Source organism: Actinomycetota bacterium (assembly GCA_019347575.1).
Classification (GTDB): Bacteria; Actinomycetota; Nitriliruptoria; order Nitriliruptorales; family Nitriliruptoraceae; genus JAHWKY01.
The window spans coordinates 132,924-153,706 of record JAHWKY010000005.1 but is presented as its reverse complement, the minus strand read 5'-3'; the positions used below and the strand labels follow the sequence as shown (position 1 = coordinate 153,706).

At 70.4% G+C, this 20,783-nt stretch carries 16 protein-coding genes; 5 read left to right on the top strand and 11 right to left on the bottom strand.

Annotated features, from left to right (window positions below):
* Positions 1-133 precede the first annotated feature (133 nt).
* Positions 134-1,207 (bottom strand): NYN domain-containing protein, encoded by a 1,074-nt coding sequence (locus KY469_04850; GenBank protein ID MBW3662411.1) that lies wholly within the window; start codon positions 1,205-1,207, stop codon positions 134-136.
* 64 nt (positions 1,208-1,271) lie between these two features.
* Between KY469_04850 and KY469_04845 the strand changes: the two genes are divergently transcribed.
* Positions 1,272-2,516, top strand: coding sequence for a hypothetical protein (locus tag KY469_04845; GenBank protein MBW3662410.1), 1,245 nt, complete (start codon positions 1,272-1,274; stop codon positions 2,514-2,516).
* Here KY469_04845 and KY469_04840 read toward each other — a convergent pair.
* Complete coding sequence (locus KY469_04840; protein ID MBW3662409.1) at positions 2,470-3,147, bottom strand: HAD family phosphatase; 678 nt, start codon at positions 3,145-3,147, stop codon at positions 2,470-2,472. The two genes, KY469_04845 and KY469_04840, sit on opposite strands and share 47 nt — an antisense overlap.
* Positions 3,144-4,205 (bottom strand): phosphotransferase family protein, encoded by a 1,062-nt coding sequence (locus KY469_04835; GenBank protein MBW3662408.1) that lies wholly within the window; start codon positions 4,203-4,205, stop codon positions 3,144-3,146. Before KY469_04835 ends, KY469_04840 begins: the two co-directional genes overlap by 4 nt.
* 144 nt (positions 4,206-4,349) lie before the next feature.
* On the opposite strand from KY469_04835, the gene bioA reads away from it, so the two are divergent.
* The 4 genes from bioA (at position 4,350) to KY469_04815 (ending at position 10,651) form a co-directional block, all read left to right on the top strand.
* The gene (gene bioA / locus KY469_04830; protein ID MBW3662407.1) at positions 4,350-5,726 is read left to right on the top strand and encodes an adenosylmethionine--8-amino-7-oxononanoate transaminase; all 1,377 of its coding nucleotides are present in this window, start codon (positions 4,350-4,352) and stop codon (positions 5,724-5,726) included.
* Positions 5,727-5,728: 2 nt separating this feature from the next.
* Entirely contained in the window at positions 5,729-6,895 is a 1,167-nt protein-coding gene (bioF, locus tag KY469_04825; protein MBW3662406.1) for an 8-amino-7-oxononanoate synthase, read from the top strand.
* Positions 6,896-7,588, top strand: coding sequence for a dethiobiotin synthase (bioD, locus tag KY469_04820; protein ID MBW3662405.1), 693 nt, complete (start codon positions 6,896-6,898; stop codon positions 7,586-7,588).
* Between the two features lie 192 nt (positions 7,589-7,780).
* On the top strand, positions 7,781-10,651 hold the full coding sequence (locus KY469_04815; protein MBW3662404.1) for a winged helix-turn-helix domain-containing protein: 2,871 nt from the start codon (positions 7,781-7,783) through the stop codon (positions 10,649-10,651).
* Between the two features lie 3 nt (positions 10,652-10,654).
* Here KY469_04815 and KY469_04810 read toward each other — a convergent pair whose 3' ends face one another.
* The 8 genes from KY469_04810 to KY469_04775 all read right to left on the bottom strand — a co-directional run bounded on the left by KY469_04810 (position 10,655) and on the right by KY469_04775 (position 19,770).
* On the bottom strand, positions 10,655-12,667 hold the full coding sequence (locus KY469_04810; GenBank protein MBW3662403.1) for a hypothetical protein: 2,013 nt from the start codon (positions 12,665-12,667) through the stop codon (positions 10,655-10,657).
* Positions 12,664-13,203, bottom strand: coding sequence for a phage tail protein I (locus KY469_04805; protein ID MBW3662402.1), 540 nt, complete (start codon positions 13,201-13,203; stop codon positions 12,664-12,666). The genes KY469_04810 and KY469_04805 overlap by 4 nt, the downstream gene beginning before the upstream one ends.
* A gap of 177 nt (positions 13,204-13,380) precedes the next feature.
* Positions 13,381-15,324, bottom strand: coding sequence for a putative baseplate assembly protein (locus KY469_04800; protein ID MBW3662401.1), 1,944 nt, complete (start codon positions 15,322-15,324; stop codon positions 13,381-13,383).
* Positions 15,321-15,794 carry a GPW/gp25 family protein gene (locus tag KY469_04795; protein ID MBW3662400.1) on the bottom strand — a complete coding sequence of 158 codons (474 nt, stop codon included), beginning with the start codon at positions 15,792-15,794 and terminating at the stop codon, positions 15,321-15,323. Before KY469_04795 ends, KY469_04800 begins: the two co-directional genes overlap by 4 nt.
* Positions 15,795-15,829: 35 nt before the next feature.
* Positions 15,830-17,725 carry a VgrG-related protein gene (locus tag KY469_04790; protein MBW3662399.1) on the bottom strand — a complete coding sequence of 632 codons (1,896 nt, stop codon included), beginning with the start codon at positions 17,723-17,725 and terminating at the stop codon, positions 15,830-15,832.
* Positions 17,722-18,441, bottom strand: a complete 720-nt coding sequence (locus tag KY469_04785; protein MBW3662398.1) for a peptidase M23 — start codon at positions 18,439-18,441, stop codon at positions 17,722-17,724. Before KY469_04785 ends, KY469_04790 begins: the two co-directional genes overlap by 4 nt.
* Before the next feature lie 11 nt (positions 18,442-18,452).
* The gene (locus tag KY469_04780; GenBank protein MBW3662397.1) at positions 18,453-18,950 is read right to left on the bottom strand and encodes a phage tail protein; all 498 of its coding nucleotides are present in this window, start codon (positions 18,948-18,950) and stop codon (positions 18,453-18,455) included.
* A gap of 10 nt (positions 18,951-18,960) precedes the next feature.
* Positions 18,961-19,770: a DUF4157 domain-containing protein gene (locus KY469_04775; protein MBW3662396.1), complete on the bottom strand. Its 810-nt coding sequence runs from the start codon at positions 19,768-19,770 to the stop codon at positions 18,961-18,963.
* Positions 19,771-20,783 lie beyond the last annotated feature (1,013 nt).

Sequence of the window (20,783 nt, the reverse complement as noted above, 5' to 3'; positions counted from 1 at the left end):
ACTCTGCCAGCGGCGCGGGGGCGGGGGAAGGGTCCCGCCACGGCCGGTCGGCGCCGAGATTCCGCCGGTGACCACCCGGCCATCCACGGCCGGGACCGTTCGTCGAACCGCCTCAGCAGGAGCCCGCTAGGGCCTACTTCTCCTCGGGGACGAACAGGTAGTACTCCTCGTCCTGCTCGTCCCACTCGAGCTCGATGAAGCCCTTGGCGCTAGCGGCCTTGCAGAACTGCAGGAAGCCGGAGTAGCCGAGGTCCTTCTCGCTGAAGCTCTCGTCGCGCTTGCGGAGCTGGTCCTTGAGGCCGGACAGGGGCGGGTCACCGCCGAGCTTGCCGGCGAGGTCCAGAACGGTCTCGCGGAGCAACTTGAACGCCTGCTCCTCCCCCGCCCCGCCCTCGGCGAAGTGCACCTCGGGATCGCCGGGAGCACTGCCCTCCTGGAGCGCGATGTGCTTCTCGGCCTCGAGGTGGCGCAGCAGCTCGCTGAAGGCGCGGAAGCCGTAGTCGGCCTCGTTGAAGGTGGGGTCCTTGCGCAGCAGCGCGCGCTTGAGGTTGGACCCCAGGACCGGGCCGGTGGTCGACTGCTGGAGGCCGGAGAGCGTGCGCACGACCAGTCGGCCGAGCGCCTCGAGGTCCTGGCGCGAGCCGCTCTTCTTCGACTTCTCCTTGGACGGTGCCTTGGCCTGTCGCTGGGGCTTGTCGCTGCGCCGGGCTGCCTGGCGCCGGCTCTGCACCGACTCGAGGCGGTCGTAGAAGATGAACTCGTCGCAGGCCGGCGGGAGCAGCGCCGACGTCGAACCGCGGAGGCCGACGCCGATGACCCGCCGGTTGAGCTCCCGCAGCTTGCTGACGAGCGGGGTGAAGTCGCTGTCGCCGGAGACGATGACGAAGCTCGAGACGAGGTCGCCCCGCAGCGCCAGCTCCATCGCGTCGACCGCCATCTTGATGTCGGCCGCGTTCTTGCGGACGGAGTCGTCACGCTGGGGGATCTCGATCATCTCGACGTGGGCGTCGACGAGATCGCGGCGGTAGTCGCGGAACAGGTTCCAGTCGGCGTACGCGCGGCGAACGAGGAGCTTGCCGCGATCGGCCAGCGCGTCGAGGAGGGGCTCCATCTCGAACTTCACGCCCACGTCGCGCGCCCCGATCGCCACGTTCTCGAAATCGAGGAAGAGGGCGAGGCGTTCTTCAGCTATATCGGTTCTGTCCATGCACCCACGGTAGCGCGCGTGCGGATGGCATCCTGCCGAGCGGCGCCGACGGGAGTCCGAAGCAGTGGCGGCAGATGCTCGGCCGGGCTACCGCGCTGCCCTCCGTCACCCGGCCGCCGTGAGGCTGTGGGTCGCCGCCACCGCCTCGGTCGTCGGCGACTACGTCGGCCAGGGAGCGCTGCTGATCCTGGCCTTCGATCGCAGCGGCGGCCGGATCCTCGGCCCCGCAGGACTGTTCGCGGTGACCGCGCTGCCGGCGCTGCTGTCGGGGGGCCTGGCCGGTGGCTGGCTCGACCAGATCCCGCGACGCACCGCTCTCGTGACGCTGCACACGATCGGCGCGGGGCTCATCGTCCTGCCCCTGTTCGACGACGGCTTGGCGATCGTGTTCGTCGCTGCAGCGCTGCTCGGGGCGGTCCGCGCCGCCACCGTCGCGGTCCGGGCGGGCGCACTCGCGGAGGGCGTGCCGACCGAACTGCGTGGACCCACGCTGGCCCTGATGAACGTCAGCGAGCAGGTCAGCCAGGTCATCGGCTACCTCGCTGGCGCCACGATCGCGGTCACGATCGGGGCGGGCCCGTCGCTGGTAGGCGATGCGATCTCGTTCGGCATCGCCGCGCTCATCGTGGCGAGCATCCCCTTCCCCGCCCCGACGCCCCGCGCCCGTCGACCACCCCCCACGGCCGGACTACGCGCGATCTTCCAGCATCCCGTGCTGCGGCTGCTCGCGCCGCTGGTCTGGGTCACGGCCGCGGTCGGTGCGCTTCCGGAGGTGCTCGCCGCCCCGGCCACGGCCTCCGACCCAGGCTGGACCCCGCTCGTCCTCGCCGCGGGCCCGGCAGGCACGGCGCTGACCATGCTCGTCGTGGGGCGGCTGAGCTCGGTGACGCGACCGTCTCTGCAGCTGATCCACTTCATCTGGCTCGGGATCGCGCTGGGCCTGGCCGCCCTCGCCCCGAACGCCCCGACCCTGGCGCTGGCCAACATCGCCGTCGGGTCGGGCGTCGCCTGGATCATCGGGCCACAGGTGACCTTCGTCCAGGTCGCGCCTGCCGAGCGGATGGCCCAGATCAGCGGGACCATGCTTGCCATCGGCATCGCGGGGGAAGGGCTCGGCTCGCTGCTGCTCGCCACCATCGCCGATCGAACGTCCTTCGACCGCGCCTACTGGTGGGGTGGGATCCTGGTGTTCGTGGCAGCGGTGATCGGGTGGATCATCAAGGAGCGCACGCCCGAGACGCGCGAGCTCGATGGCCTGCCGGTCAGCGACCCGGCGGCGTGGACGGCGCAGCGTCCACGACCGCGGTGAGGTCGACACCGAGGAAGCGGCTCAGGGCCTCGGCGGTCGTGCTCGCGTCGCGGTGGTGGACGCCGAACATGCCCAACGCCTCGGCAGCACGGACGTTGCCGTCGTGGTCGTCCACGAAGGCGCAGCGTTCGACCGCCACACCGAGACGCTCGGCCGTGAGCTCGAAGATGGCCGCGTCGGGCTTGCGCATGCCGACCTCAGCCGAGATGACCACGACGTCGAAGGTCTCCTCGAGCCGCTCCGCAGGGTAGGTGGTGGCATCTCCCCAGCTGTTGGACAGCAGCGCCGTCCGCACGCCGGCGGACCGTGCCGCAGCCACGACCGACCACGCCGCCTCGTCGAAGGTCAGGGAGCCGAGGAGCCTGCCCACCAGACCATCCGCGTCGACGTCGTGGCCGTGCGCAGCGAACTGCGCGGCCAGAGCGAGTTCGAAGTCCGTCTGCGGCAGCGTCCCCGTCTCCAGTCCCGCGATCGGGTGATCGGCGTCGGTGTCGGAGTAGCCATCGGCCAGCACGGTGAACGCCGCCCCCTGGGGCAGGTCCTCGGCCCGCTCGAACGCCCGGATCGCGTCGCCGATCGACGTGGTCAACACCCCACCGAAGTCGACGATGAGGCCGTGCGAGGCGGTCACCGGCCCACCCGTCGCAGCGCCTCGTCGGCTCGCTCACCGAGCCTGAGGACGACTTCGGCGAACTGCTTGACGCCCTCGTCCTCGTGGTCGCCGTAGGCGCCGGCGGCGAAGCGTGTGTAGACCCCCTCCAGGATCAGCGCGAGCTTCCAGTACGCGAAGGCCACGTAGTAGTCGAGCTCGGCCAGGTCGCGCCTCGACCGCTCGGCGTAGCGTTGTGCGACTTCGACACGACCGAGGAAGCCGTCCACGACCGTCGGGGCGTCGAGCAGCGGGATGCTCTCGTCGCCGGGCTCGGCCCAGTACACCATCAGGAGGCCCACGTCGGCGAGGGGGTCACCGAGCGTGCACAGCTCCCAGTCCAGTACGGCCCGGACCTCACCTTCCGGTGAGAGGATGAGGTTGTCGAGGCGGTAGTCCCCGTGGACGATCGCCGCTGGGCCCTGGGCCGGGATCGCCTTGGCGAGCCGGTCGTGAACGTCCTCGATGAGCGGCAGCTCACGCGTGCCGCCCTTCTCGTACTGGCCGAACCAGCGGTGGAGCTGGCGGGCGATGTAGTCCTCCTTCTTGGCGAGGTCACCGAGGCCGACCGCGTCCGGATCGACGGAGTGCAGCCGCACCAGCACGTCGACCAGGTCCTCGCCCGCACGTCGACGCCCCGCGGGGTCGAGCGCTTCCTCCGCCACCTCAGCGCCGCGCAGGATCGCCCCGTCCACGTGCTCCATCACGTAGAAGGGTGCGCCGGTCACGTCGGGGTCGGCACAGAACCCCACCGTGGGAGGCACCGGCACGTCGGTGGTGGCGAGGGCCGAGATGATGCGGTGCTCGCGCCCCATGTCGTGGGCCGACGGCAACACCCCGTGCAGCGGCGGACGCCGCAACACCCACCGGCGACCGTCGGCGTCGTGGACGTCGAAGGTCAGGTTCGATCGGCCTCCGGCGATGATGTCGAAACGCAATGGTGGCGCGAGATCGTCGACGTGATCGCGGAACCACGCGGTGACACCGTCGCGGTCAACGCCCGCGGGGTCGTCAGGGGGTGCAGTTCCGGCTCCGGCCACGATCTCTCCCGCCTCAGAGGGACGCAGCCTTCCACAGCGCCACGGCCGATGCCCAGCCGGCTGCGGGGTCGTCGACAACGAGGCCCCTATCGACGACGCGGATGCGGCGTCGCCAAAGGACGGTCGGCGACTACCGTGGCCGACATGGATCCACGTACGCGCCGCCTCGTGGACGCCGACCACGAGCACGTCTGGCACCCGTTCACCCAGCAGCAGGAGTGGGTCAAGCGGACCCCCCTGGTGATCGAGCGGGGAGAGGGGTGCTGGCTCGTAACCACGGACGGTGAGCGCTACCTCGACGGCAACTCGTCGCTGTGGGTGAACCTGTGGGGCCACGACCGCCCCGAGCTGCTCGCCGCGCTGCACACCCAGGCCGACCTGGTGCCGCACGCCACGTTCCTGGGACTGACCAACCCTCCGGCCGTCGAGCTCGCAGAACAGCTCGTGGCCCTGGCGCCGACCGGCCTGTCCCGCGTGTTCTTCAGCGAGAACGGGGCGGCTGCCATCGAGGTGGCCCTCAAGATGGCGTACGCCTACTGGCGCCACCGTGGCGACGAGGGAAGGGACCTGTTCGTCTGCCTCGACAACGCCTACCACGGGGACACCCTCGGCGCCGTCTCGGTCGGCGGCATGGACGCGTTCCACGAGCTGTACCGGGAGCTGCTGTTCGAGACCCGTCGCATCCCCTCTCCCTACTGCTACCGCTGCCCCCTGGGTCTCGAGTACCCGGGCTGCGAGCTCGCCTGCGCGGACGCGCTGGAGGGGGTCCTGGCCGCGGATGGGAACCGCGTGGCGGCCGTCATCACCGAGCCTCTGGTGCAGGGAGCAGCGGGGATGATCACCGCGCCGGACGGTCACCTGCGGCGCCTCCGCGAGATCTGCGACCGTCACGGCGTGCTCCTCATCGTCGACGAGGTGGCGACGGGCTTCGGACGCACCGGAGCCACGTTCGCGTCCGACCTCGACGGCGTCCGCGCCGACCTGATGGTGGTCGGCAAGGGACTGACCGGCGGCTACCTACCCATGAGCGCGACGCTGGCGACCGAGGAGGTGTACGAGGCGTTCCTCGGAGGCCCAGCCGAGGGACGCACCCTCTACCACGGCCACTCCTACTCCGGGAACCCGCTCGCCGCCGCTGTCGCGATCGCCAACCTGCGGTTGTTCGTCGACGAGGATCTGCCGGCCACGGTCCGGCACAAGGCGGAGGTGTTACGCCAGGCGATCGCTCCCGTCGCGGAGCTCGAGCACGTCGGCGACGTCCGCCAGCGCGGGCTGATGTGCGGCATCGAGCTCGTCCTCGACCGCGCGACACGCGAGCCTTTCCCGCCGGAGTGGGTCGTGGGCCAGCGCGTGTGCGAGGCGCTACGGGACGAAGCGATCATCCTGCGTCCACTCGGGGACGTCCTCGTGCTGATGCCCGCCCCGGCGATGACCGAGGGCGATCTGCTGCTCCTCGCCGATGCCGTCGTGGAGGTCACCGACCGGGTGACCCGCGATGTGGTCGCGACCGGCGGGGCGTAGTCGTGACCGGTGACGCCCTCGGCTGGCTGCCGGATGCTCTGCAGGCGATCGATGACGCCGACCAGCGACGCGAGCTGCGTCACCTGGCATCGGGACCGGAACCCTGGATCGACGTCCACACCCCGGACGGTCCGCGTCGACTGCTGCATCTGTGCAGCAACAACTACCTCGGGCTGGCCACACACCCCGAGGTCGTCGCGGCAGCCACATCGGCGCTCCACCGGTACGGCAGCGGGACCGGGGCATCGCGGCTCGTCACCGGCGGGCAGACGCTCCATGCCGAGCTGGAGACCGAGCTGGCCAGGTGGAAGGGCTCGGAGGCCGCCGTGGTGTTCTCCTCCGGGTACCTGGCGAACCTCGGCGTCCTGACTGCCCTCGTCGGCCGGGGCGACACGGTCGTGTCCGACGAGCTGAACCACGCGTCCATCGTCGACGCCTGCCGGCTGTCCGGTGCCGGCATCCGGATCTACCGGCACGGTGATGTCGAGCAGGCCGACAAGCTGCTCGCGGATGCCACGGGGCGCCGCGTGCTCGTCACCGATGGCGTGTTCAGCATGGACGGCGATATCGCGCCGCTGCCGGCTCTGTGCGCCGCCGCCGAGCGCCACGGGGCGGCGGTGGTCGTCGACGATGCGCACGGCACCGGTGTGGTGGGTCCGGACGGGAGGGGCACGGTCGCGGCCACGGGATGCGAAGGCCGGGTCCACGCCACCGTCGGGACGTTGTCGAAGGCCCTGGGCAGCGTCGGCGGCTTCGTGGCGTGCGACGAGCGGCTTGCGGAGTGGCTGCGCAACCGTTCGCGCCCGTTCGTGTTCGACACCGCCCCGCCCGCCGCCTCGGTGGCGGCGGCGCGCCGCGCGATCGCGCTGGCGCAGCAAGAACAGCGTCGGGCGCGGGTCCTCCGCCTGGCTCAACGGCTCGGCGAGGGTCTGCGACGGCAGGGTTGGGAGGTCGGGGCGGTCGAGGCGGCCATCGTCCCCGTCATCGTGGGCTCGAACCGTGACGCCCTCGCGGTGATGGACGCCCTGCTTGAGCGCGACGTCCTGGCGGTCGCGATCCGGCCACCATCGGTCCCCGAGGGGGCGGCGCGCGTGCGAGCGACCGTCATGGCGATCCACACGGGCGAGGACATCGACCACGCGCTCGCCGCCTTCGGGGCGGTCGGCTGAGTGTCCGGCTGGGTCGTCACCGGTACCGACACGGGCGTCGGGAAGACCGTGCTGTCGGCTGCCCTGTGCCGGGTGCGCCTGGATGCCGGGGCGCACGTCCGCTACGTCAAGCCGATCCAGTCCGGCGCTGCGGACGGCGACGATGACGCCGCCGATGTCGCGGCGCTGACCGGCGTCGAGACCGTGGTCGGGCCGATGGTGGGACCATCGTTGGCGCCGGGTGTCGCGCTGCGGCTCGCCGGAGAGGCGCTGCCGCGGGAGGAGCTGCTCGCTTCGGTGCGTCAGGCGCTCGCCAGCGGCGAGGTCGTAGTCGAGGGGGCCGGGGGCCTGTTGGTCGAGCTGGCGCCCGACGGGGCGACCATCGCCGACATCGCCGCCGAGCTCGACCTCCCGCTGTTGCTGGCGGTACGGCCCGGGCTGGGGACGCTGAACCACACCGCCTTGACCCTGGAGGCCGCAGAACGTCGGGATCTCACCGTGACGGGCGTCGTGATCGTGGGCTACCCCCCCGACCCAGATGCGGCGACCGCCTCGAACGTGGCGCAGCTGGACCGTCTCGCCAGCGGTCGGCTCGTCGGGATCATCCCGTGGCTTCAGCACCGGCTCGACGTCGACGCCGCCGCGAGCTGGCTGGCGCCGGTCCTGGGTGGCAGGTGGGACCGGCAGGACGCCCTGGGAGGCTCGGAGCGCTGATCGCTGCGCGGATGTACCGTTCCCCTTGACACCGGGCCCGCGACCGACGACAGTCACCCCACTTCCCCATCGGGCAAGTCGGGCTGCACGAGCCGCCGGGGCGGCGGCACGTGGAAGGGCCGGCGTCGCCCGGTCGCCGACGTGCGGGGACGCGGCTCCGGGAAGCGACAGCTCGACCGTGAAGGGGGGTCGTTGGCTTCCGAGACAGCCACGTCGGGGCGACCCGTTGTCGTCGCCAAACTCCGGGTACCGCGCGTACCCACGTTCCAGCGTCCCCGGCTGCTCGAGTCGTTCACCGATCTGCACCGTGTTCGTCTCGCGGTCATCGTCGCGCCCGCGGGGTACGGCAAGACGACGCTGCTCGTGCACATCGCCGAGTCCCAAAGCTCCGACATCGCCTGGTACCGGGCCGAGCGCGGTGAGGCGGACTCCGCCGAGGTCCTCGAGCACCTCCACCACGCCATCGCCGAGGTCGAGCCAGCGGCTCGCGGCGACTGGTCGAGCGTCGAGTCAGCCGCGAACACCCTGGCCCGCATCGACCGGACAGAGCCGCTGCTGGTGGTCATCGACGACCTCCACGAGATCATCGGGACCCAAGCGGAAGCCAGCCTCTCCCGACTTCTCGACTACCTGCCTGCCTGGGTGACGGTCCTGACGGCGGCACGACGACCACCCGCTTTCGACCTGTCACGCCTGCGGCTGGCGGGCGAGCTGATCGAACTGGGTCCCGACGACCTGCGGTTCCGCTCGTGGGAGGCCGAGGACCTGTTCCGGGACTTCTACGCCGAGCCGCTGCCGCCCGAGGACATCGCGGCCCTGACGCGACGGACCGAGGGCTGGGCAGCGGGTCTGCAGCTGTTCCACCTCGCGACCACGGGGAAGTCGCTGTCCTCCCGTCGTCAGGTCGTCGGGAAGCTGTCCACCCGGTCCAAGCTCGTCCACGAGTACCTCGCCCACAACGTGCTGAAGGGGATCCCCGACGAGCTGGGCGACTTCCTCATCGAGACCTGCGTCCTGGGGCGTCTCGACGCGGAGACGTGCGACGCGCTGCGTGGCGAGGACGACTCCGCCGACATGCTCGCCGACCTCGAGCAGCGCTCGCTGTTCACGATCCCGCTCGAGGACGGGACGGGATGGCGCTACCACGAGGTGCTACGCAGCCACCTCGAGGACCTGCTCCTGGCAGCGGTCGGAGAGGCTGAGGTCCGCGCTCGTTACCAGCTCGCGGGCCGGCTGCTCGAGAAGGCGGGCGCGATCCCGGAGGCCCTGCACGCGTACAGCCGCGCCGAGGACGGGACCGCGGCAACGCGTCTGCTCGACCGTGGGGGCGAGGAGCTAGCCGAGACATCGGGAGCGTGGCTGGCCCGACTGCCGCAAGCACTGCTCGATGGCGACCCCTGGCTGAAGATGGCCATGGCTCGCCGGCACGTCGCCAACGGTCGCTGGAGCACCGCGATCGAGGCCTACCGGGCCGCGGAGCGCACATCGGCGTCGGAGCGTCACGCCGAACTGTGCCGTCGCGAGCGGACCCGCCTCGCCACGTGGCTGGACCCCGGCCCCGTCGTGTTCCGGGACTGGTTCGGGTTGCTGCGCTTGGCGACGATGCGCGACCCCGAGGGTGTGGCGATCCGCGCCAGCCGCAAACCCGGACTCGCCGCGGTCGTCGCGGTTGGGATCAGCCACCTGCTCGCGGGCAGCGTGAACCGCGCCTTCGACGCCGCCGACGAGATCCTCGAGGACCCCACCGCCGAGCCGGCGCTGATCGCCGGCGCTCACCTGATCGCCGCACTATCAGGGTGGGTGGGTCACGGGGCCGGAGACGGTGCGAACGACATCCGACGTGCCGCCGAAACGTTCGAGACCCTCGGCGTTGACTGGGCCGCCCGTGTGACACGTTCCGCACTGGCGCTCTGGGCTCCCGACGGCATCTCGCTGGCGCGGCGGACGCGCAGTGACGCCACCGAGGTGGACGATCCCTGGGGGACCTGCCTGGCGGGCCTGTTCGAGGGCTTCGGGGGGCTCGTCCACGATCGGCCCGATGCCGAGCCGTTCGAGGCAGCGGTCACGGCGGCGAGGTCGGTGGGCGCGGGCACGCTCGAGGCGTGGGCCCGGGCCGGTGCAGCGCTGGCGAACGCGCTCCTGGATGGTCCCGACGCCACCGTCGACGCGAGTTCGGCGGCGACCTTCGCGCGAACCGCGGCCACCGCTGGGGCGCAGGCCGTAGCCCACCTCGCGCTCGCCGTGGCCGACGTCAACCATCGCGCCGACCACCTCGAGGCGGCGAAGGCGTTGGCCCACGACCTCGGGTGGCACCCCGCCCGTCTCGCGCTCCCGCCCGTCCACGCTCCCGGCACCCCCAGCACCGCCGAGGACCCGAACGTCACGCTGTTCGGCGGGCTCAGCCTCGCCGCGGATGCCGGCGAGGTCGACCTCGGCGAGGTCCGTCCGCGTGCCCGCGCCGCCTTCATGGTCCTCGCACTCCACGCGGGGCGGCCGATCCACCGCGAGACCCTCATCGACCTGCTGTGGCCGGGCTCCAGCGTGAAACAGGGCACGCGCAGCCTGCAGGTCGCGATCTCGGCCCTGCGCAAGCTGCTCGAGGCGCACCCCGGCGCGCCCACGATCGAGCGCCACGGTGAGGCGTACGTGCTCGAAGGAGCCCGGACCGACCTCGACGCACTCGAGCGCCATCTCGAGCGAGCACGGCACGCCAACGGCGACCACATGGCCGCCGCGGCTTCCCTGCGTGAGGTGCTGGACGCCTACACCGACGAGGTGCTCCCCGAGGCGGGACCCGCCGACTGGGTCGTGCGTGAACGTGAACGCATCACCGTTGCCGTGGCCGACGCCGCCGAGCGACTCGCCGACCTCGAGCTACGAGCCGGCGACGTCGTGGCCGCCAGCACCGCCGCGGAGCGGGGCCTGGCCGTCGACCGGTACCGCGACCGTCTCTGGAAGGTCGCGATCGCCGCGGCCGAACGCTCCGGCAACGCAGCGGATGCGGCCAGGCTGAAGGAGCAGTACCGGGCCGTCCTCAACGAACTGGGGATCGAGCCCGGCTGATCATCAGCAGTTCTTCGCCAGGAACTCCACCTCGCGGATCGCGACGTCCTCGCTGTCCAGGCCCGAGTGCGTCGCCACGATCTGCACCGTCGCGCCGGTGACGTTGGTCGCACCCTCGACCGCGCGTCGCTCCGGCCCGGTGGAGATGTTGGGGAGCCCGGCCAGGATGATGGCGTCGAGCTCACCGTCATCACGCGTGACGAAGGTCACGGCGACCTCCGCCGGACGCGCCAGCTCGACCGCGCCCTCGGCGGTCCCGGACTGGAACTGCACGTGGGTGATGTCGAGCACCTGGCCCGCGAAATCGACCGTCGCCGTCGCCGTGCTGCCCTCCGCCTGCCAGTAGGTGTTGCTTCCGAAGTCGAACGCGTGCTGCGCGGGGTGCTCGGGCGTCTCGGACGAGAAGGAGGTGACCCTCGCCTGCTGCGGGTCGGGCTGGCTGAAGTAGCACTTGACGCTGTCCACGCGATCGCTGAACCAACGGCGCACGTCACCGCCCGTCGGGCCGACGCTGACACCGATCGCGCCGCCGACGACAGCCATGATGAGCAGCACTCGGAAGACGCCGCCCCGGAGGCGACGTAGGCCCCAGTAGGCGCGCTTACCCCCGTGTACGGCACCCTTGACGCCCGACGATCGGCCCCCTTTGCGGCGCTCTCCAGCGGCGTAGGCCTTGGGCTTGCGCTTGAACAGGCGCTTGTACCAGGGCGTCTTGGCGACCTCGGCTTCGGCGAGAGAGTGGCCGCACCTGCGGCAGAACTTACGCTCCGGGCTGTTGCCCTCGCCGCACTCGCCACAGATCAGGTCGCCCGGGTCGTACTTGCGCTCCTCCTCTTTGGGCTTAGGGGGAGCCTTCTTCTGCTGCTGCTTGATCTTCTGCGGCTTCTGAGCGACCGGCTTCTGCGCCTGCGGCGTCTGGGGTGTCGTGGCCTGCGGCGTCGTGGGGGCGGTCGGCGTGCCAGCGGTCGGCGCTGGCTCCTTCGTCTCGGCCGGCGTCGTCGGGGCGAGCGGTTGCGAGGCGGACTTCGCCACCATCGCGGCGGCTCGCTTCGTGCGGGCAGCCTCCTCGGCCTCCTTCGCGGCCTTGGCCTCGGCCTCACGGCGGGCCTGCTCGGCCTCCTCCGCGTCGCGGCGCGCCCGTTCGAGCTCCTCGGCGTCGCGCTTGGCCTTCTCCTCGGCCACCTTGCGCTGCTGCTCAGCGGCTTCGGCCTTGGCCTTGGCCTCCGCGATCGCCTGACGCTCCAGGGCGAGGCGTGATTCGGCCTCCTGTCGGGCCTTCTCGGCAGCCTCGGCCTGCTGACGCAGCCGTGCCGCCTCCGCCTCGGCCTGTTCCTTGTTCTCCGCCTGCGCGGCGGCCGTGGCCTCCTCGGTCGCCTTGGCGGCTGCGGCCTGGGCCTCCGCCATCGCCTTGGTCGCCTGCTCGGCCTCCGTCTTGAGCCGCTCCTCGAGCTCGAACCGGGCCTTCTCGGCCTCCTCGAGCTTGCGCTTCAGCGCCGCGGCCTCGAGCGCCTCCTGTTCCGCACGCTCGAGTGCCTCGGCCCGTGCGAGTTCGAGCTCGTCCGCCTTCCGGCGTGCCTCAGCCGCCGCAGCCGCCTCGACCTGGGCCTTGGCCTCGGCTTCCTGGCGCGCCTTCTCGGCCGCCTCGGCCTCGGCCTGACGCTGCTGGGCGAGTTCGGTCTGCGTGCCCGCGTACTCCTCGGCCTGTGCCGCGCGCGCCGCTTCGGCCTCGGCTGTCGCCTTGGCCTCCTCCTCGGCGCGACGCGCCTCGTCCTCGCGTCCGCGCGCCCGCTCCTCCGCCTGCTGCTGGACCTCGGACTCGCGACCCGTCAGGACGTCCTTGACCTTCTCGACGACCGTGCGGTCCCCCGGCTCGGTCTCGAGCTCGGGTTCGGGCTCCGGCTCCGCAGCGGTCGGGGCCTCGACCTTCTGTCCGGTCCACGCCAGCGGCGAACCACACGAGCCGCAGAACTGGTCGTCATCCTCGTTCTCGTACGAGCAGTTGCCACAGACGATCATCCGGTGCGGACCTCCACCTCGAACGGGACGTGCGCCGGCACAGCGGCGGCGACCAGCCGCTCGACGCGCTCAGCGTTCACCGGTTCGTCGGTGGAGGCACGGATGGTGACCTTGACCTTGGGTTCCGGACTACCTGGGAACTCGCCCCCGGGGAGTGCGGACCACGCCACGCCGCCGTTCTCGTCGACCTCGACCTCGGCACCGGTGTACAGGGCGATCACGTCGCGGAGTCCCGCGACGGTGCCCTGCCTTCCGTAGAGGGAGGCCGCCTGTGCGACGACCTGGCGCTTCCGCTCGTCGGACCACTCCTCGTCGACGGGTACGCCGACCCACTGCGACAGCCAGGCGACGAAGTCGCTCGGCGCCAGCTCCGGGTCGAAGTAGGCCTCGAGGTTGTCGAGCGTCGACAGCATCGGCGCCAGCGCGTCGTCTAGCCCAGCGGTGAACCGCTGGACGAAGTCGTCGCCCTGGAACATCCCCGGAAGCATCAGCCCCAGGGGGAACGGGTTGGCCAACCCGTCTAGTGCGCCCCGCATGTCGTCCTCCCTCTGATGCCGCGCAGACTAGGAGACGCTCCGGCGGTGTGGGTCACGTTGAGCATTTCCAAAGCCCCCTCCTTTGGCGACGGCGCATCCGTGCCGTCGATCCAGGGCCGTGCTTCGCCCGCGGCCGAGAGCCGGTCTCGGCCGCTCGGTACGCGCGGGTAACCACGGTTATGCCCCCTCGACCAGGATCTGGTGCTCGTAGGAGAACACGAGCGCGTGCGTGTCGATGTCGATCCGCTGCATGGCGTCCGACAGCTCACCGCTGACGGGGTCGGCTGCTCGCAGAAGCGCGTCGACGACGTAGTCGACGCCGTCCACCCGCTGCAGCACCGAGTGAACCTCGCCCACGTGGATCGGGCGTCCGAAGGGCCAGCCGTCGCCCTCCGGTCCCCCGATCAGCGCGTGGTAGTAGCGGTAGAGGGCAGCGATGGCGTCGCGCTTGACGCGGTCACCGCTGGAACCGGGGCGGAGCTTGACGCGAGCGTCGATGCGGATGCCCTGGTAGACCGGAGGCTCCACGACGACACGCGTTCCGATGGTCCGGCGCTCGTCGAGGTACATGGCGATGCGCTCGAGGGTCTCGTCGGCCGGGATGAGCTGCTCGAAGCCGAGGCGGCCGTTCTCGTCGGTCGCCGACGGGACCACCAGCATCCGGACCGTCCCGGCCTCGGCCCCATCGCTTGCCGCGACCGCTCGGATGCGTGCGACCTCCGGGGACGACTCCCGCGCCAGCGCCTCGTAGTCCTCGGCCGTGACCGCGCGGTTGCGAGTACGCAGGAGCACGGATCCGCGGCGCTTGGCGTCGTCGAGGCTCTCGGCGTCGACTCCGCCCGAAGCGGCGAAACGGTTCTTGACCGACGTGACGAAGGGGATGGAGTCGCGGAGGATGGTCACCTTCCCGGCCTCGGCGTTGCCGTGACGACCACCGCCGGTCAGGTACGCCTTCAGGCGCATCGGGGCTCCCTTCGGGGGGACCGCCCCGTACTGCGTCAGCGAGCCGTCGGGCTCCCGTACGGCGGGGCCGAAAGCGAGGTCGCCGTTGACGGGATCGACGATGAACACCCGGTCATCGGGGCCCGACTCCGCGAAGGTCTGGACCTGGCGCCACTCGTCCCACCCGGATCCCGCGGCGACCTCGAGCACCAGCGGGAGGCTGTCGGCGACGACGGGCGTCGTTTCGAGCTTGAAGCGCTGCCCCGGCACGCCCTCGGACAGGCCGACGACCTCGTTCTCGACCGTCGCCGCGTTGATCACCCGCGTCGTCCCACCGATCGTCGCGGCCTCGATGCTCTCGATCTTCGGGGTCGCGCTGTACTGAGGTTGCCCTTCGACGGCCTGGACCACGCGGCAGCGGATCCATCCCGCCTTCTCGCCCGCGACCAGCGACTCCGTGTGAGCCGCGGGGATGTGCAGCTCGAGATCACCGGCGCGGTTCAGTCCGCCGGTGGTGTCGATCTCGAGGTCGCACTCCTCCCAGCCCTTGCCGACCCAGGCTTCCCACACCAACGGTGGCCATTCCGGGTCCACGCCGACGCCGTCGATCTGGCAGCTCATCCGCAGGTGGAGCAGGTGGTTGGGGATGGCCTTGTCGAGACCGATCATCATCGTGTCGCCGACTGCGGGCTCCGCACCGAACGCATCGAAGCCGCTCCCGCGCAGCGCACGCGTCTTGTCGTCCGCGTCCTCGCCCTGACGCTGTGTGGCGGCACGGTGGAAGCTGGCGGGCTGGATCTCGAAACGTTGCAGCGTCTGGAAGATCACCGCCTCGTCGAGGTCCGTCCGGGGCGTGGCAACCTCGGTTCCCTGTGGGATGACGACCGGCTCCTCCTGCGGAGCCGACAACCGGAACGTGACATCCGCCTTGGCGGCGGCCGGCGGGTACAGACGCAGGTCGAGCAGGTCGAGGAACTTGGTGTAGATCTTGTCGGGGACCTGGTTGAGTCGGTAGACCAGCTGGTCCGCCATGAAGGCGAACGTCTCGATCAGGGTCACTCCGGGGTCCGAGACGTTGTGGTCGGTCCACTCGGGGCAGCGCTGCTGCACGTAGCGCTTGGCATCGTCGACCAGACCCTGGAAGCGCCGGTCGTCGAGGTTGGGGGCTTCCAGGCTCACAGCGTCCCTCCTTGCTGCAGTTGGTGCGTGCCGCTGTCGATGCCCTCGGCGATCTCGGCCGCGTCGGGCTCACCTTCCTCGTACGGGATGGTGTAGAAGGGGAAGACCAGGTTGCGGGGGTCGTTCTCTCCGCGGAGCGCGTACTTGATCTCGATGTAGAGGATCGACGCATCCTGGGGGTCGATCTCGACCTCGACGTCCTTGACCTCGATGCGGGGCTCCCACCGTCGCAGCGACTCGCGGACCTCGTAGGCGATACGGCCGGCGGTCGTGTCGTCGGCGGGGGCGAAAACGTAGTCGTGGATCCCACACCCGAACTCGGGGCGCATCGGGCGCTCCCCGTACGCCGTGCCCAGGATGAGCCTCATCGCCTGCTCGATCTCCTGGGAGCCAGAGACGAGCTTGATCCCACCGGTGTCGTCGACCGATACCGGGAAGCCCCAGCCCTGGCCGATGAACTCCGTGCCCACGTCTCACCTCCTGCGTACGTCGTCGTCCCGAGTGATCAGTTGATCTTGACCACAGCGCCCTTGATCGTGCAGGCTCCAGTGGCGCTGAACTCACCCAGCGCACCCGCCTTCGCAGTCAGGTTCGCGCCAGCGCTGATCTCGGTGTTGGCTCCGGACTTGTAGTTCGCGTTGGCTCCCGCCTCGACCTTGAGGTTGCCGCTCGCCTTGATGTCGATGTTCCCCGCAGCCTCGAACTTCATGTTGCCTGACGTCTTGAGCTCGAAGTTGGCCTGCGTCTCCATCTTGACGTCTTTGTCGGCCTTGAGTGTGGTCGTGCCGGTCGTGATGACCTCGACACCGCTCGGGTGATCGCACTTGATCAGGATCTTCTTGTCCTTCTGGGACAGGTGGATCTGCATCTTGTCGTCGGCGCTGACGATGAGGATCCCCTCCTCGCCGGCCTTGTCACTGAGCTGGATCTTGTGACCGACGTCCGACGTCAGCGTGGTCTCGTTGGTCCGTCCCTTGCCGCTGTCGATGTAGCCGTCCGGGACGCCCTTGTCCTTGCCGTTGTAGAGACCCCCGATCACGATCGGCGCGTTCACGTCGCCGTGCTCGAACGCGACCAGCACCTCGTCATCGACCTTCGGCGGGGCGAAGAAGCCCCGCGCGCCCTTCTCGCCCTTGCCGCCGCTGGCGTAGACGACGCGTGCCCACGGCGAGACGAAGGTGTCGTCGAAGCGCGGCAGCTTGAGCTTGACGCGGCCGATCTTCTCGGGATCGTTGATGTCGGTCACGATGCCGATCGTTACGCCGACGCCCGCGCCCGTCGACGATGCACCGTTCTGGGTGCCGTTGCCGCTACCTGACGTCAGCGCGAACAGGGACCGGTCCTGCTTGCCGCTGACCCGGAAGGCGGTCTGGTAGCCGCGTGACGGTGAGTAGAGGTGCTGGACCGCCGTCAGGGTGTACTTGCCCTCGAACGGCTTGCCGGCGTTCCCGAGCGCAACCGCGACCCCGGCCCTGAACTTGGGGTTTCCCTCGACCACCCCGTCGAGCTCGGCGTGGGCAGACGCGATCTGGTCCGCGAGCGCTTTGGCGGCAGCCTTGACCTCGTCCTGGCTGGTGTAGGCGTCCCCGGACGCCACGTACTTCGCCGCGTTGAACTTGCCCGCCAGCTCGTCGGGCTTCAAGCCCACCTTCACCGAGTCGGTCTTGACCGGTGCGGTCTGCTTCAGCTCCTTCTTGGCCTTGGGGTCCCAACCGCGGACCTCGACCTCCTTCACCTGCCCACCTGCCGTGACGACCGCGCGGAGCTGCACGACGTTCGCCCCGAGCTTGATCTCGAGTGCCTCGGTCTGGTCGTAGCTCCTCGCCGGCGAGCCGGCCTTGTCCGCGGAGGGCGGGGCGGTGAAGTCGATCTTGCCGTCCTTCACGTCCAGCACCATGCCCGACAGACGAGCGATCCGACGCAGGAACTCCCAGTCGGTCTGACCGAGCTGCGAGACCGACTCCGGCGCCTTACCGGGCGGGGCCTCGATCTTGCCTGGCTTGGCGCCGACCGCGCCGAGCACCTCCTTGACGATGGCGTCGTAGCTCTTGTTCAGGAACGCCTTCGTCTTGGCCTGTCCGTGGAGGCGGTGACTGGGGTCGTACCCGCGAACGATGGTCGTCGAGGCGTCGCCTTCGGGTTGGTCGAGCTCGAGTGCGGTGATCTCGCCGTGGAACAGCTTCTCCCAGCTCCCACCACCGACCTTGACGTGTACCTCGGCCTCGTCACCGATCTTGAACTTCGCGTCCTTGAGGATCGTGCGGGTCGAGTCGCGGAAGGCCAGGGCGAAGAACGAGGGGATGTCGAGCGTGTCGTCGACGGTGACGCGCTGGAGCATCGAGTGCAGCGTCGCATCGAGCTCGGCGCCGCCGAGCTTGATCTTGAACGGGGTCTGGGTCACGAGAGCGCTTCCACCTCATCGCTGGGCGGGACCAGCAGCGACAGTCCCACCGGCGCGCGCAGGGGATCCTCGATGTCGTTGGCACGGGCCAGACCCCGCCAGAGCGAGGCGTTGCCGTACTCGTCGTACGCGACGGAGGCGAGCGTGTCACCCGCACGCAGCGTGCGGGTCGTGTGCGTCGCCGTGCCACCCGAGGTCGGGTTCTGACGCTGGTTCGTCGATGGGTACTCGTTCAGGGCCACGGTGCACTTGGCACGGATCGGTGTGCCGTTGGGCTGGAAGAGCTGGTACTCGGTAGAGACCGATGTCACGTACGCGGTCAGGGTCAACTTGGTCCCCCAGCCGAACTTCACCAGTGGCGGGTGAGGCGTGCCCTGGCTGCGGGAGCGGCTCGTCGGCACCAGGCAGCCCAGGAGTGCGTCGATGTCCCCGACGATGTCGTTACTGGGCGAGTGGGCGGCGTCGAGGAGCATGTCGAGGCTCAGGCTGACCGGCTTGGGGCTCTTGTACTGCGGGAACGGGGTGGCCTCGGCCCCTTCCTGGCTAGCCGGCTTCCACTCCGCCTCCTTCTTGATCGACAGCTTCTCGGGGTTGAACTGGAACTTGAGCAGGCGGATGCTGCTGCCAGGCCGCCGCTGGTTGTTCGACCCCGTCCCGCCCCCGGACGTCGTCGCCGGCTCGCAGATGTCGAGGTAGGCCTTCTCGTAGCTCGCCATGGTGTCCTCCCTCAGCTCTCTAGGAACCCGTGGTGCGCAAGCTCGAGCGTCTCCTCGGCGACCTTGCTCGACTCGACGCTCATCGACGGACCCTGCCACTTCACCGGGATCACTCCCTGGAGGTTCCAGGTCGCGACGTCATCGCCAGCGGTGTTCTTCGCCGTGATCTTCATGGTCGATCGTGTGGCCTTCCCCTGGTTCATCTCACGGATGAGCTTCTGGAACCAGTCGACGACGACCTGGCTGTCTTTGTTGAGCGGGCGCTTGAGCTTGATGTTCTGGTACTTGACGCGTCCGGGGAGCTGATGGACGAAGGCGTTGTTGCCGCCCTCGGTCACCGGCTCGAGCGTGATCTCGAACGACAGGCCATCGACCGACGTGAACACGCCGAGTTTGTGGCCGTCGATCTCGATCGCGAACCCGACCGTGACGGCGGGGTCCATCTCGGTCTCCGTGGACGCGTTCGGCTGCGCGACGCTATGACTCGTGGCGATCGTCGGTCCGACCATGTTCGTCCTCCTACAGGTCCAGGCTGCGGCCGAGACGCTCGCGGTTGAGCGACAACTCGGTACGCAGACGCGTGATCACGCGATCGACGATCTTCTCGACGTCCTCCGCGCCGCCGGCGGCACCTCCCGATGCTGCTCCTACGGCCATCGCGCTGGCGGACGCCGCCGTCGAGCTCAGAGCCGTCACGGGTGGCGGGACCTTCCCGATGAAGCGCTGGACGGCGGTCGCAGCAGCCGCATCCTCGGTGGCGCGCTGCACGTGCGCGTCGGTCGGTTCGGTGACCGACGCGAGGACTCCAGCGTCCATCGCGGCGTGGAAGACGACCCCGCCGTCCGCCGTCGGCGTCCCCAGGCCGTTGGCGACCGCGAACGCCGCTGGGTTGGGCGGCGAGGTCGAGGCACCACGGCCTGCTGATGCGTGGCCGGAGGGCTGCGCGGAACGTTGGAGCGTGTGGCCGGTGCTCGGGACCGCCAGTGGCAACGGCTTTCCCTCGACGACGGACCGTTCGACGTGTTGCGCCTGCAGCTCGAGCTCCTGCCCCAGAGGGGTGTCCTCTCCCGGCAGCGCACCGCCCAGCGCGCGCTGCTGCGCCACGTGGGTCAGCTCGTGAGCCACCAGGCTCTCCCCCTCACCCGAGCTCATCGAGCCGTGGCGATCGGGCAGGTGGACCTGACCACCCGTCGTGTACGCCTTGGCCGACATCGCGCTGGCACTGCGGCCGACCTCGACGCCCCGCTGCACGCTGACCCCGCCGAGGTCGGCGCCGGTCGCCTCCGCGACGCGCTGCACCACGGCTGCGGGCGCAGCTTCGGAGCGCACCGCGGGACCGGTCGGATGTGCGGGCGACGGCGGGCCGGGAGCTCTCTGTGCCAACGGCGTCGCGCGTGCGTGCAGCAACGGCGCGATCGGGCCAGACGGCGTCGACCGGAGTGAGGCGCGCGTCGCGGGGCCAGCATCGGCCGCTAGCTGGACCGCTGACACGGCCGGTGAGTGAGGCGCCGTGAGCCCGGTTGCAAGCGCCGACGGCGCGCCTGGACCGGGCAGATCGCCCAGGAGCGGAGCGGTCTGGGGCCAGGAGGAGGGGCCCGAGCGGTGGGAGGCACCAGCGCCCTCAGCCGCGCGCTGGCTCGCGAGCGGTAGCGGTGCAGCCTCACCAGGTTCCGCTCCATCGGTGCCGTCGGCCGGTCCCACCCCCGGCCCTTCACCGTCGGTGACGGTCAGGTCGACGTCGCTGCCCAGGAGCGGAGAGGTCGGCGGCGGACCGGACTCGCCAAGGTCGCCCGGATCACCACGGTCGGGTGGCTGGGTGTCGGCCGGGGGGATCGCTGCAGACGCATCCGTCGATGGGGCGGATGACGGCGAGGCCGAGGAGGAGCCCGTCGGGGCTCGCTGGACACCCAACGGCAGCTCGGGCTCGGCATCACGTCCTGCGGTCGGTTCGGGGGCACCACCCGCGGTCGGTTCGGGGTCGCTGGTCGCCAGAGTCTCGGGAGCACTCGGTGGCGTCTCGCTACCCAACAACGGAGCGAAGGCCTCGCCGCCGGAGGCTCCGCCCTCGTCCTCACGGTCCCGGGGCGTCGCCTTGGCCCGTTGTGTCCCGGCGAGAGGCAGTGGGGGGACGTCGACCTCCCCAGCCGGGCTCTCCTCGGAGTGGGGCGTCACGTCCGCGGCCGGGTCGTCGTCAGGCCCTTCCGCCTCGGCGTCGGCTCCGAGCAACGCAGCCTGGGACGGTTCCACTGCCTCCGCCCCTCCCGGCGTGGCCTCTTCCGCGGGGTCGTGCACGGCATCGACCGACCGTTGAACGGTCGCGGGGGCTGGTGGGGAGGCGGGCC